Origin of the sequence: Collinsella tanakaei (assembly GCF_021531055.1) — a bacterium.
Classification (GTDB): domain Bacteria; phylum Actinomycetota; class Coriobacteriia; order Coriobacteriales; family Coriobacteriaceae; genus Collinsella; species Collinsella tanakaei_B.
In genome coordinates, this window is the sequence record NZ_JADYTL010000005.1 from 176349 (window position 1) to 189480 (window position 13132).

A 13132-nucleotide genomic window follows, 5' to 3' on the forward strand; every position below is an offset into this window, starting at 1 on the left:
ATTTCCCACCGCGTGGGAAATAAGTGCCCGTCCCCATTTTCCCAGCGCCCGTCCCCATTTTCCCAGCGCCCGTCCCCATTTTCCCGCCTACAGCACCTCGACGCCGTTGGTGGCACATGCCTGCAGGAACTCCTCGGGCAGGTTGCCGTCGCTCACGATGATGTCGACGCGGTCGAGCCCACAGACCGAGAACGTGCTGCGTACGCCCACTTTGCTGGAGTCCATGAGCGCGATGACCTCGTCGGCATGCTCGATGCAGGCGCGCTTGAGGCTCGCCTCATCGCTGGAACCGCAGGCGAAGCCGGTCTTGGGCGAGTAGCCCGTCACACCCATGAAGTACTGGTCGAACGCCAGGCCCTTGATGGCATCCACGCTGCTGCTGCCGTTGACGCTCATGCTGTAGCGGTTGAACTTGCCTCCGACCAGGTAGGTCGTGGGCCGCTCGAGGTGTGCGAGCTCGGCGGCGCAGGTGAGACCCGAGGTGAAGATCAGCATGTCCTTGTCGGGGAGCGCACCGGCAAACGCCGTGGTCGTGCTGCCGGAGTCCAAAAAGACCGTGGTGTTGGGCTGGATGAGCGACAGGGCCTTGCGGGCGATGAGGTTCTTGGCGTCGATGTTCTTGGCGGTTCGGGTGCTGAGCATGCCGTCGGTGCCGATGATCTGCTCGACGGAGCGCGCGCCGCCGTGGATGCGGACGATGCGGCCCTCGGCGTCGAGCGCTTTGAGGTCGGTGCGCAACGTCATCTCCGAGACGTTCGGGAATGCCTCCTTGAGCTGTCGGAACGAAACCGTTCCACGTGCATTGACCAGTTCGACGATGGCGTCACGACGCTCTTCCATGGAAAACTCCTTGCATAGATAGCTTGGGTACCACCGGACTTCTCGCCAGTATGATAACAGCTTTTCGAAATGACAGTCTGGATTATGACAAGCAGGCGCAGCGCCGAGAGCCTGCCGCGGTGCCGGTCCTGCAGCGTCGTGTTTATGGTTCGGTTTTCGGTCTCGGGTCTGAGTATGCGGGCGACATGCTTCAATAAACCTACAGGTAGCAAGGTCGCCCTTATTGCGTCTACTCAGCAGATCCCGCTAAAACCGAACCATAAACGCCTTCATTCGTTTTTGAGGGCGAATCGGGGGCAAAACGGGGCGTTTCGGTTGTCCGGCGCGACCGTTTTGCAGCTTCTGTCCAGTATGAAGCGCGGCGGACGATGGGGTTGCATGCCATCGTCCGCCGCGAATGCCGGAAGGTCAACGTGCGGGGTCGTCGTTATTCGGTCTCGGCCCAGTTCTCGAGCAGGTAGCGCTCGGCGGCGGGGCACCACAGGCCGCGGTTGGCCTCGACGATGTCGGCCAGGCCGGCGAAGCGCTCGTCCTCGGCGGCGCGGTCGCGCAGCTCGTCGAGTGCGGTCAGCGGCATGTTGATGTGCGTGTAGATGAGCTTCTTGCCACCGGGGATCTTGGGCAGGTTGAGCGTCGTCTCGGCGGCGGCGTCCAAGCCGCCCACGTGCGTCACCATGACGGAGGGGTCGACGCGATCGGCCGCGGTGAGCTCGAGCGACTCGACCATGTCGGCGGTGTTGCCGCCCGTGGTGCCCATGACGTGGTGGCTGCCGTAGTGCACCTCGTAGAAGTTGATCGGCGCGCTGAACTGCTTGTCGGTGGGGCCGGCGAAGAAGTTCAGGCAGCCGTCGCGTCCCATGATAGCAGACGACAGCGTGACCACCGGCGCCACGGGCGCGTAGCACAACACGTCATCGAAGCCCTCGCCGCCGGCGATGGCGCGCAGTTCGGTCACGGGGTCGGCCATCGTGCCGTTGTTGGCGAACACGAGCTCGATACCCGTCTGCTCCTTGATTTCCGCGGGATCGAACAGCTCGGCGGCGCGGTCCAGACGATCCTGGTTGATGTCGGCCACGCACACGAGCGACGGGCGACGGTCGCAATGCAGCGCATAGGTGAGCGCGCCCAGGCCCATGGGGCCCGCACCGGCCACGATGGCGAGCTTGCCGCCCTCGCGGATGCCCATCTCGTGGGTGTAGACGCCCATCTGCGTGTGGTACGCGGCATGGAACGCGCCGATCGAGCAGCTCATGGGCTCGGCAAGCGATGCCTGGTAGTAGGCCTCGCCGGTGTACTCGAGCAGGCAGTCGCACTCCATGACCTCGGCGGGCAGGATGCAGTAGGTGGCGTCGCCGCCGCAGAACTCGTAGGAGTAGCCGGGGCTCCACATGGTGCCCTTGTAGTTGAGGGCGGGCTGGATCGTGAACTTCATGCCTGGCTTGAAGCGATCGGCCCACTTGGCGCCCACCTCGACGATGTCGCCGGCGAACTCGTGGCCCATGATCGCGGGGTGCTCGGCCACGTCCTCGTGGACGCGTTTGTGGTCGACGCCCAAGGTGGCGCACTTGTAGGTGGACATGCAGATGCTGTCGGAGACGACGCGCACGAGCACCTCGTCATCCTTGATCTGCGGGAGCTCGAACTCCTCGAGACGCAGATCGTTGGCCGCGTGAAGACGCACTGCCTTGGCTTTCATACTGACTCCTTTCTCTCGCGTCCCGGATGGGACGCGGTAGTACCTGATTGGGCGACACGTGACCGAATCGGACCGCGTCACACCGCACCGGACCGCATCACACGGATGCGCGACCTAGAACGCCTCGACGCTGACCTGCGGCAACAGCGCGTCGATATCCTCGCGGTGCGCCGGTTCGGTGCCGGGGCGCATGACGGTGGCGGCACCCGTCGCCATGGCGAGCCGCGCCGCCTCGACGGGCTCCATGCCGGCATCGAGCGCGTAGGCGAGCGCCGCCACGACGGAATCGCCCGCACCGACGGTCGAGATGACCTCGACGACGGGTTGGCGCAGGCGCCAGGCGCCGGCAGCGGTCGCATATACCGCGCCTTCGCCGCCCATCGAGACCATGACCTGCGGGATTCCCTGAGCGAGCAGCTCGCGTGCCGCCCCGACGATCTTGTCGACCGTGTCGAGTTCGCGTCCGAGCATGCGGCCTAGCTCCACCTCGTTGGGCTTCACGAGCTCGGGTTTGGCGGCAAGGCCCTCTTTGAGCACATCGCCGTCGGCATCGAGGAACACCCGCGCTCCGGCCTTGCGGCATGCACGGGTCCAGGTGGCATAGGTGTTGATGGGGGCGCCCGCCGGCAGGCTGCCCGAGAGCACGACGATGTCGCCGGGGGAGACCTGCAGCGCGAGGATGGCGAGGGCGTCGTCGAGCAGCGTCTGGGTGACCGAGGCGCCGGGCTCGTTGATATCGGTGTACGTGCCGAGCGCGAGATCGACGATCTTGGTGTTGGTGCGCGTGGAGCCGCTTCCCTCGAACACCTGCTTGGCGATGTCGAGCGCATCGAGCGCCGCGGCGATCTGCGCGCCTGTGGCGCCGCCGACGATGGCGAAGGCGGTGCTCGTGCCACCGAGGCTGCGGATGGTCTTGGAGACGTTGATGCCCTTGCCGCCCGGGTCCTGGCGGACCTCCGTGGCGCGGTTCACGGCGTCGAGGGTGAAGTTGTCGACGTAGACCGTTTTGTCGATGGCCGGGTTGAGCGTGACGGTGTAGATCATGGCGGGTTCCTTTCCGTCGGACGCGCGGCACATCGTCGGCCGCGTTCGGGGCGCGGTGGTCCGAAGAACAACAAATACTTTCGAACCAAAAGCTGAGACCATAGTAATTCCGGCGAAAAGATTGTCAATACAACATAATTAATCTTTGAAAATGACAGCCAAAATCGACGTTCACCGACCAAAACATACCGTTCACGCCAGAATATCGCTACTAACCTGCTAACTGTTGAAACAATAATCTAAGATGCCAGCTATCGAATCGATGGCAACAATCGAAAGGGAGGACACGATGGCGATCAAAGACAAGGTGTCGTCATTCGGAAAGTTCCTGAGCGGTATGGTTATGCCGAACATCGGCGCTTTCATCGCATGGGGCTTCTTGACGGCGCTGTTCATAGAGACGGGGTGGCTGCCCAACGAGCAGTTCGCCAGCATCACGGGCCCGATGCTGAGCTACCTCATCCCCGTGCTCATCGCGGCGCAGGGCGGATTCCTCACGGGCGGCGACCGCGGACGCATCGTCGGCGCCATCGCCGTGATCGGCTGCATCGCCGGCGCGCCGGACACCACGATGCTCATGGGCGCTATGGTCATGGGCCCGTTCGCGGGATGGGTCATCAAGATGTTCGACAAGCTCATGGAGGGCAAGACCCCTGCGGGCTTCGAGATGCTGATCGACAACTTCTCCGTCGGCATCATCGGCATGCTGCTCGCCATGCTCGGCTATGTGCTCGTCGGCCCGGTCATGACCGCGATCCTCGCGGTGCTCATGGGCGGCGTGACCATCCTCGTCCAGTACGGGCTCATGCCGCTGCTCGCCATCTTCATCGAGCCGGCCAAGGTGCTGTTCCTCAACAACGCGCTCAACCACGGCATCTTCACGCCGATCGGCATCGCGCAGGCCGAGGAGACGGGCCGCTCGATCATGTACATGCTCGAGGCCAACCCCGGCCCCGGTCTGGGCGTGCTGCTCGCGTACTGCTTCTTCTGCAAGGACGCCAAGACCCGCCAGTCCGCCCCCGGTGCGGTCATCATCCATTTCTTCGGCGGCATCCACGAGATCTATTTCCCCTACGTGCTCATGAACCCCAAGGTCATCGTCGCGCCGATCGTGGGCAACATGTGCGCCATCGCGTGGTTCAGCTTCACGGGCACCGGCCTGACCTCGGCCGCCTCGCCCGGCTCGATCATCGCCTTCCTGTCCATGACCCCGCCTGAGTTCCTGATCACCAACATCATCGGCGTGGCCATCGCCGCGGGCGTGTCGTTCGTGATCGCCGTGCCGCTCGTGCGCTCCATGGCGGCGGCCGACCTCGATGCCGCCAGCGAGCAGATGCGCGAGATGAAGGGGACGTCCGAGGCCGCCGTCATCTCCGACACGCAGGGCGGCAAGATCGTGTTCGCGTGCGACGCCGGCATGGGCTCGTCGGCCATGGGTGCCACGCGCTTCCGCAACCGCATCAAGGCCGAGCGCCCCGATCTCACCGTGGAGCATTCGAGCGTGGACACCGTGCCCGCCGACGCCGCGATCGTCGTGTGCCAGCGCGTGCTGTCCGAGCGTGCCCGCAAGAGCGCTCCGACCGCGCAGATCGTGACGATCGACAACTTCCTGGACGACCCTGCCCTCGACGCTCTCTACAAGGCGCTGACCGAGCTTGCGAGCGCCCATGGGCTCAAGGGCGATGCCGTCGCGGCACCCGCACTCAAGGAGGAGCCGGCTAAGGACAAGCCGGCGCCCGTGTTGAGCGTGACTGCCGACGACATCCAAGTCGGCTGCGCAAGCTTGCCGCGCGAGGACGCTATCCGCGCCTCCGGCGAGCTGCTCGTCGAAAAGGGCTGCGTCGATACGGACTACATCGACGCCATGGTCGAGCGCGACAAGCTGACCAGCGTGTACATGGGCATGGGCGTGGCGATCCCGCACGGGACCAACGAGGCCAAGGACGCCGTGCGCCGGACCGGCGTGGTGCTGCAGCAGTACCCCGAGGGCGTGGACTTCGACGGCGAGAAGGCATATCTGCTGTTCGGCATCGCCGGTAAGGGCAACGAGCATCTGGAGGTCCTGGCGGCCGTCTGCAAGGCTATCGAGGACGAGGCTGTGCTCGAGAAGATGAAGACCACCGACGACGTGGATTGGATCGTCTCGGTGCTCAACCAGGCCAAGTAGCGTGCGGCCGGGTATCAGATAGGGAGCGGATCGTCCGTTTCCGCGTGCGGCGGGGGTATGGAGCAGGGCCATGCCCCCGCCGCGTCGTGTACGCGGCGTCCGCTGCGCGCAGTACCGTCCTCGCCCGCGTTCGAAACCAGTCGCAGCTGCTAAGATACAGCGGGAAAGCAAGGAGGCAGATGTGGCGAAGTTCGATTTGATCGCGTTCGACCTGGACGGCACGGTGTTTCCGGAGCCCTCGGCCAAAAGCATTCGCCCGCGTGTCGTGGCGGCGCTGCAGGCCGCACACGATGCGGGTGTCATCACGGCGGTGGCGAGCGGCCGCACGGTCGGCATGCTCGGCCCGACGCTGACGGGTGCACCGTGGGTCGACTGGCTCATCACGGTCAACGGGGCCTGCGTGTCGCCGGCGCACGGCGGTGACGCCGTCAGCGAGCGCATGATGCCGCGCGAGCAGGTCCGTGCGGTCGTGTCGTGCATCCGTTCGGTCGCGCCCGGCGCGGGCGACAACGGGTGGAGCCTGTTCGCACCCGGGCACGCGTGCTTCGATCGCGGTCTGAACGAGCGGTTCCGCGAGCGACTGCCGGAAGGGCCCGAGCGCGAGAGCTTCAGCTTCGTGGAGAGCGTGCTCGCCGAGGGCGGCAAGGTCGAGGAGATCGACGGCATCGACACGATCTTGGGCGAGCTCACGACCGACATCTACAAGATCGGCTGCATGCTCGATACCGTCGAGCTGTTCGATGCGACGTGTCGCGAGCTGACGGCAAGCGCGCACACCGGCGGCTTGGAGCTGGCATCGGTCGGCCCGACGGAGCTCGAGATCACGAAGGCCGGCGTCAACAAGGGGTCGGCGCTCAGCATCCTTTGCCGTCATCTGGGCATCGACGAGCACCGTGCGGTGGCGTTCGGCGACTCCGGTAACGACGCGACGTTTGCGGACAGCGCGTGCACGTTCGTGGCGATGGGCAACGCGACGCCCGAGATCAAGGCGGTCGCCGACGACATTTGCCCTTCGGTCAAACAGGACGGCGTCGCGGTTTGGCTCGAGGACCATCTGGGCTTGGTGTGAGAAACGCGGGCGCGCCTGCGCCTCCCGCGCCGCGATGGGTAGAAGAGCGGTGCGGCAACGTCGGATAGATGGAGGCATGCCATGGAAACCAAGCACAGCGATATCGCGATTCTCTACAACAGCAACAGCGGCAACACGCGCATGGTCGCCGAGGCGCTCGAGCGGTCGCTCGCCGGCGACGGTACGCAGGCCGCCGTGGTCGAGATCACTGCGGAATCGGTCGCGCGGGCTGCCGAGGCCGCAGCGGCGGCAGATGCCGTGCTCGTCGGATTTTGGTGCGACAAGGGATCATGCACCGACGAGGTCGCCCAGGTGCTTTCCGGGTTGAGCGGCAAGCGGGTGTTCCTGTTCGGCACGGCGGGCTTCGGCGGGGCGCCGGCGTATTTCGAGCGGATCTTGTCGGCGGTCCGTACCAAGCTGCCCGAAGATGCGACGTACCTCGGCGGTGCGATGTGCCAGGGCAAGATGGGGCAGGGTGTCCTTGCGCGCTACGAGGCGATGCTCGCCGAGAAACCCGGCGACGCGCGCATCACCTCGATGATCGACAACTTCCATGCCGCTCTCGGCCATCCCGACGAGGCCGATCTCGCGGCAATTGTCAGGGCGGCCCGCGTCGCGCTCTAAGCCTTCTTACGCCGGAACGCAAACGGGGCGGGTCGCTTCCGGTCGACACCTGTCGGCTGAAAGCGACCCGCCCCGCCTCATGTGGCGATACCTCGCCGCCGCTACTTGATCTTGGTCGTGCCCGGCACCAGGTTGGGATCCGTCTCGTTTGCCGCCGACTGGTAGCGTTTGGTGTAGACGTCCTTGCCGTCGTAGAACAGCTCGTAGTACTGCATCGTCGCGTAGTCGCTATGCGCGCGTTCGACCGCCTGTTGCGCGGCGTCGCCATCCTCGGGCAGAGCGCTGCCGGTCAGGTACCAACGGCCCTCGGCGTCCTCATAGCCCGAGGAGTTGATGGCGGGCATCGCTTCGCGCAGCACGGCCTGCGCCTTCTGGTAGTCGTTTATCGGCGCGCCGATGAGGTCCATGAGCACGGAGCCCAGGTAGTTGGTCGAGAGGTCGACCTCCTCGCTCACCTGGTCGTTGCCCGCGACATCGTAGTTCGCCCAGATCACGTAGTCGGTCTGCCACAGACGCTCCTGGTGGGTCGCCTCGTCCTCGTCCGTGAACCACAGGTCGTTGTAGGTCGAGGGGAAGAACGGCTGGTGGTCGCCGAAGAACACCACGATCACCTTGCGGTCGAGCTGGCGCAGCTGGTCGATGAAGTACTCGAGCGCGCGGTCGGACTCCTGGATGAGCGACACGTACTCGTTGACCTCGGCGTCGTACATCCCGTCGATCGAGAGGTTCAGCTGCTTGTTCTGCGGCACCATGCCGGTGTCGTAGCCGGAGTGGTTCTGCATCGTCACGTCGAAGATGAACTGCGGGTTGCTGTTGGTCTCCAGCAACTCGAGGATCTTGTCATAGGTCTCGCGGTCGGTCACCATGCCGCGCAGGGTCTCGGCGTCCTCGAAGTCCTCGATCGCCAGGAACTGATCGAACCCGAAGTCCTCGTAGACGTTCTCGCGGTTCCAGTTGGTCGCATGGTTGGGGTGCATGGCGGTCGTGTCGTAGCCGAGCTCCTTGAACTGAGAGGCCAGGTTGTCGGTCTCGGTGAGGTCGTAGATCGTGTAGGGATAGACGCCCGAGCCGAGGTTGGCCATGGAGTTGCCGGTCAAAAACTCGAACTCGGAGTTGGCGGTGCCGCCGCCGTAGGCCGAGACGTAGAGCGTGCCGCGTGACAGGCAGTCCGAGATGCTGTTGAAGTACTCGGGGCCCTCGTAGTCGGCGTGGAGCTTCTGGTAGATGGAGAGGTCCGAGAACGTCTCGTTCATGACGGCGATGACGGTGGGCTTCTCCTTGTCGAACTGCGTTTCTGCCGCGGTGCGGTCCTTATCCGCGCCGCGCGTGGCGTCGAACTCGGCGGCGTAGTCGTCGAGCAGCTGCTCGGCGTCGTCGGTCGAGTAGTCGTCGGGGCGCGGCGGCTTGACGGTCTGGGCGCCCGAGATGAACGCCGGCAGGAAGCCCTGGCGGTAGTAGCTCTCGAGCGGGCGCCACGTGTAGACCTGGATGCCGAGCGTGTGGTAGTAGTCGACAAGCGTCACGTGCGCGGTCACGCCTCCCAGGCACAGCAGGGCCACGCCAAGGTTGACAAGCAGCGCACGGCGGGTGCGCGGGCGCGGCGAGGGCGCGATGAGGGCGGCGAGCTGCAGCGCGAGCATCGACAGCGCGGCACATGCGAAGCCGACCAGGCAGAACGCGGAGAGGGTGTAGGTGTAGCCGGTGCCCGCGACAGCGGCGGCGGTCGAGATGGCGGTCATGTCGCCGGGCGTGATGGGCATGGACTTGAACGTGATGACGAAGTACTCCGCCACGCCGAGGATGAAGAAGGCGAGCGCGAAGAAGGCCGACAGTCCGGCGCGGCGCTGCGTGAGGAAGAACATGCCGGCGAGCACGCCCGTGATCAGCGCGATCTCGAGCAGCAGGCACAGCGGGTACATCCACAGCAGGTTGTGGTTGGAGGGAAGCTCGAGCCCGAGCGTGGCGAGGATGCCGGCGAGCACGAGCATGACGGTCATCGCCACGGCGGGGTGCGCAAAGCGGCCTTCCGGCCCGACGAGGGCGGCGAAACGCTGCTGTACGACGGCGCGGTTGAAGCTCACCCATGCGCAGCCGCATGCGGCGATGTTGAACACGAATGCGGGCAGCATGCCGTCCTGAACCAGGCCGATGCCCGACCAGATGGCGATGAACAGCTGCAGCAGGGCGAACGCCGTGCCCCAGACCATGGGTACGGCGCCGAGCGACGTGCCGCGCTGGTGCGCCGATCGTGTGGCGAATACGCCGCATGCGATAGTGCACACAAGGCCCATGCAGGTGATGGTGGTGACAAGCATGTATCGGTCTCCTTTTGCCGCGCCGCTTCCGTGCCGGTCGCGAGCTTGGATGAATCCTTACGGACACGTAACATCGTCTTAATGTCGCGAAAGCATATGGTACCGTGCGGTTGTCAAGATTCTGTCGAATCGAGGGGCTTTCGTGCAAAATACCGAGGATCATAAGATGCCCCGGAGCACGTTGACGCCATAGGGCGCGTCGAAAGGATGATGGCGATGGATGCACGGGAACATGACGGCGGCTCGTGGGATCGCGCGACGCTCGATTTGATCGATCGCAGGAGCTCCACGCGGCGCTTCGATGCGGATCGTGGCGTCGACGACGCGCAGCGCGAGGCGGTGCTCCATGCGGCGTCGCGCGCCCCGTCCGCCGGCGCGATGATGATGTACTCGATCATCGATATTCGCGAGCAGGCGACACTCGACCGCCTGGCGGTGCTCTGCGACGACCAGCCCATGATTGCGCGGGCGCCGTGGGCGCTCGTGTTCGTGGTCGATTATTGCAAGTGGATCGACCTGTTCGAGCACATCGGATGCTTTGCCGAGGCGTACGTTGCGCGAACGGGCAGGCCGCCGCGTCGTACGCCGGGGCTCGGTGAGTTTGCCATCGCGGCGCAGGATGCGGTCATCGCGGCGCAAAACGCGGTGATCGCCGCGGAGGCGGTCGGGCTCGGCAGCTGCTATATCGGCGATATCGTGGAGAACGACGAGGACGTTCGCGACCTGCTCGATCTGCCTGAGCATACGGTTCCGTTGTCCATGCTCATTCTGGGTCCGCGGGCAAAGGAGCGCCCTGCGACGCCGCATCCCACGGTGAACCTCGTCATGTCCGAGCGTTACCGCCGGGCGGACGCCGCGACGCTCGATGCGCAGGTCGCCGAGATGGATGCGATGTTCCGCCCGCACGCGATGGCTGCGGGAGAGCGTGTGCTCGACATCTACGAGCGCAAGCACACCTCCGATTTCATGGCCGAGATGGGCCGCTCCATGGAGCTGTGGCTCAAGAACTGGGGCTTGGGAAAATAGGGACAGTCCCTATTTTCCCGCGTGGACAGGCGACAAGTCTGTACCTGGAAAAAAGGGGACTGTCCCTATTTTCCCGCGCGGATAGGCGACAAGTTTGTACCTGGCCCCATCTTGTCTACCTGGCCTCGTCTTGTCGCCGTCGTACCGCGAACAAAAAACCCGCCGCCCCGGCGATGCGGGAGCGGCGGGTTGCATGCGGCTGCGGATCGCGCGCTACTTCTTGTTCGGGTAGACGCGCGTCAGGTGGTCGACTGCCTTGAACTTGGTGAACAACGGCACGTACTCGTAGATGACGTTGGAGTTTTCCAAGCCGTACCACTGGACCGGCGAGCCGGCGTGGCGACGGATCGCGTACTTGAGAGCAATGGCGGAGCGCTCGCGCGGGTCGACGTCGGACTCGGGTGCCAGTGTCTTGTACACCATGCAGAAGCGGAACGAGCCGATGGGGCCGGGCGTCTTGTACACGGAGTAGTCGCTCTTCTGCGGGGGCAGCTCGCCGGAGGCGGACAGCTCGCCCACGATCTGGCGCAGGTAGGCGTTGACGCGCTGGTTGACCTTATAGCCCAGGTACAGATGCACGCGGAAGAAGTAATCCGTGCCGAAGTTCTCGACGGAGTACTCGAACGTGTGCGGCTGGTCGGTGACCTTGACGTTCACGAACCAATACGCGTTGGCGCGCTTGGGGTGCTTGTCGAAGATCGAGTACAGGATGTCGCGATCCAGGTAGTTGGTGCGCCCGTTGTTGGTGAGATACACCAGGTTGTCGCACAGCTTGTCGTAGGTGGAGTCGTGGCGCAGGCGGTCGAGCTGGGCGAGGTAGTCGCGCACGGGCAGCAGGTTGGCCTGGCGGCGCTCGACGGCGCTGCCGTAGTACCAGCTCACCATGATGCTGGCGATGAGCAGGGCGAGGATGATGGTGAAGTAGCCGCCGTGGAAGAACTTGGTGAGCGACGAGATGAAGAAGAAGCCCTCGAGCGCGACGAAGAACACCACGAAGATCCACGGTGCGAGCTTGACCTTACGGATAACGTGCAGGAAGTAGAACAGCAGCAGCGTCGTGCACAGCATCGTGATCGTGATGGCCAAGCCGTAGGCGGCCTCCATGTGCGCGGAGGACTGGAACAGCAGCACGACGATGATGCAGCCGACCCACATGACGTAGTTGACCATGGGGATGTAGAGCTGGCCGCGGGTCTCGGCGGGATAGAACACCTGCATGTGCGGCATGAGATCGAGGCGGCTCGCCTCGGACACCAGCGAGAAGGCGCCGGTGATGAGCGCCTGTGATGCGATGATGGCCGCGCAGGTGGACAGCACCACGCCGAAGGGGCGCACGACGTCGGGCAGCATCTGGAAGAACGGGTTTAAGTCCTCGATGCTCAGCAGGTCGGCGTTGCCGGCGTTGGCAAGCAGCCACGCACCCTGGCCGAGGTAGGACAAAACCAGGCAGATCTTGACGAACGGCCACGTGGCGTAGATGTTGCCGCGGCCGACGTGGCCCATGTCGGAGTAGAGTGCCTCGGCGCCGGTGGTGGCCAGGAAGCAGCTACCCAGGATCATGATGCCCGCGTGGTTGTGGGGCGAGAACAGGAACATGATGCCGCGGATGGGGTTGAACGCCTTGATGACCACGGGGTTACCCAGCACGTGGAGCAGGCCGGAGACGCCGAGGAACAGGAACCAGAACGTCATGACCGGGCCGAAGGCGCGGCCGATCTTGGACGTGCCGGCGCGCTGCACCAAGAACAGGAGGCACACGATGATGAGCGTGATGACGACGACGTTGGTCTGATTGTCGCCCATGATCGCGTGGACCTCGGGGATGGTGCGCAGGCCCTCGATGGCGGTGGTGATCGTCACCGCGGGGGTGAGGACGCCGTCGGCCAGTAGCGCAGAGCCGCCGAGCATGGCGGGCACGATGAGCCATTTGGCGCCGCGGCGCACGATGCTGTAGAGCGCGAAGATGCCGCCTTCGCCGTGGTTGTCGGCGCGCAGCGAGATGAGTACGTACTTGACGGTGGTCAGCAGCGTGACCGTCCAGATGACGAGCGAGAGTGCGCCGAGGATGAACTCCTCGTTGACGGACATGATGCCGCCGTTGCCGGCGAGCAGCGCCTTGGTGACGTACATGGGCGACGTTCCGATGTCGCCGTACACGACGCCGAGCGTGACGAGCATCGCGCCGATGCTGATGGGGATGTTGCCCGATGAATGCGAGGACGAGCTCTCCTCGGATTGCTCAAGGGCGGTGTCGTTCATGGTAGACGTGATCCTCCCGATTCGACTGACAGATTAAGAAGTGATTATAACAGGCGCTACCCGGGCGCAGTGTTCTTCGGCGCGTACGGGCG

General features: G+C 64.6%; 9 protein-coding genes. 4 read left to right on the plus strand and 5 right to left on the minus strand.

Annotation, left to right across the window (positions count from 1 at the left end):
- Positions 1–87: 87 nt before the first annotated feature.
- The 3 genes from I6E04_RS06425 to pfkB all read right to left on the minus strand — a co-directional run bounded on the left by I6E04_RS06425 (position 88) and on the right by pfkB (position 3580).
- The gene (locus I6E04_RS06425) at positions 88–840 is read right to left on the minus strand and encodes a DeoR/GlpR family DNA-binding transcription regulator (protein ID WP_235422360.1); all 753 of its coding nucleotides are present in this window, start codon (positions 838–840) and stop codon (positions 88–90) included.
- A 427-nt stretch (positions 841–1267) separates the two neighbouring features.
- Positions 1268–2536 carry a zinc-binding dehydrogenase gene (locus tag I6E04_RS06430; protein WP_235422361.1) on the minus strand — a complete coding sequence of 423 codons (1269 nt, stop codon included), beginning with the start codon at positions 2534–2536 and terminating at the stop codon, positions 1268–1270.
- 114 nt (positions 2537–2650) lie between these two features.
- Positions 2651–3580, minus strand: coding sequence for a 1-phosphofructokinase (pfkB, locus tag I6E04_RS06435; RefSeq protein ID WP_235422362.1), 930 nt, complete (start codon positions 3578–3580; stop codon positions 2651–2653).
- Between the two features lie 289 nt (positions 3581–3869).
- On the opposite strand from pfkB, the gene I6E04_RS06440 reads away from it, so the two are divergent.
- The 3 genes from I6E04_RS06440 (at position 3870) to bilS (ending at position 7440) form a co-directional block, all read left to right on the plus strand.
- Positions 3870–5747, plus strand: a complete 1878-nt coding sequence (locus I6E04_RS06440) for a PTS mannitol transporter subunit IICBA (protein ID WP_235422363.1) — start codon at positions 3870–3872, stop codon at positions 5745–5747.
- Positions 5748–5928: 181 nt separating this feature from the next.
- Positions 5929–6816, plus strand: coding sequence for an HAD hydrolase family protein (locus tag I6E04_RS06445; protein WP_235422364.1), 888 nt, complete (start codon positions 5929–5931; stop codon positions 6814–6816).
- A gap of 81 nt (positions 6817–6897) precedes the next feature.
- Positions 6898–7440, plus strand: a complete 543-nt coding sequence (bilS, locus tag I6E04_RS06450) for a flavodoxin family protein BilS (RefSeq protein WP_235422365.1) — start codon at positions 6898–6900, stop codon at positions 7438–7440.
- Positions 7441–7541: 101 nt separating this feature from the next.
- Here the strand turns inward: bilS and I6E04_RS06455 are convergent, their stop codons facing one another.
- Complete coding sequence (locus tag I6E04_RS06455; protein ID WP_235422366.1) at positions 7542–9755, minus strand: LTA synthase family protein; 2214 nt, start codon at positions 9753–9755, stop codon at positions 7542–7544.
- A 216-nt stretch (positions 9756–9971) separates the two neighbouring features.
- Between I6E04_RS06455 and I6E04_RS06460 the strand changes: the two genes are divergently transcribed.
- Positions 9972–10781 (plus strand): nitroreductase family protein, encoded by an 810-nt coding sequence (locus tag I6E04_RS06460; protein WP_235422367.1) that lies wholly within the window; start codon positions 9972–9974, stop codon positions 10779–10781.
- Positions 10782–10994: 213 nt separating this feature from the next.
- Here I6E04_RS06460 and I6E04_RS06465 read toward each other — a convergent pair whose 3' ends face one another.
- Positions 10995–13040, minus strand: coding sequence for a KUP/HAK/KT family potassium transporter (locus tag I6E04_RS06465; protein ID WP_235422368.1), 2046 nt, complete (start codon positions 13038–13040; stop codon positions 10995–10997).
- Positions 13041–13132: the final 92 nt, after the last annotated feature.

Coding starts and splice junctions, on each gene's coding strand:
- I6E04_RS06425 (WP_235422360.1), bottom strand. CDS start 840: ATGGAAGAGCGTCGTGACGCCATCGTCGAACTGGTCAATGCACGTGGA.
- I6E04_RS06430 (WP_235422361.1), bottom strand. CDS start 2,536: ATGAAAGCCAAGGCAGTGCGTCTTCACGCGGCCAACGATCTGCGTCTC.
- pfkB (WP_235422362.1), bottom strand. CDS start 3,580: ATGATCTACACCGTCACGCTCAACCCGGCCATCGACAAAACGGTCTAC.
- I6E04_RS06440 (WP_235422363.1), top strand. CDS start 3,870: ATGGCGATCAAAGACAAGGTGTCGTCATTCGGAAAGTTCCTGAGCGGT.
- bilS (WP_235422365.1), top strand. CDS start 6,898: ATGGAAACCAAGCACAGCGATATCGCGATTCTCTACAACAGCAACAGC.
- I6E04_RS06455 (WP_235422366.1), bottom strand. CDS start 9,755: ATGCTTGTCACCACCATCACCTGCATGGGCCTTGTGTGCACTATCGCA.
- I6E04_RS06460 (WP_235422367.1), top strand. CDS start 9,972: ATGGATGCACGGGAACATGACGGCGGCTCGTGGGATCGCGCGACGCTC.
- I6E04_RS06465 (WP_235422368.1), bottom strand. CDS start 13,040: ATGAACGACACCGCCCTTGAGCAATCCGAGGAGAGCTCGTCCTCGCAT.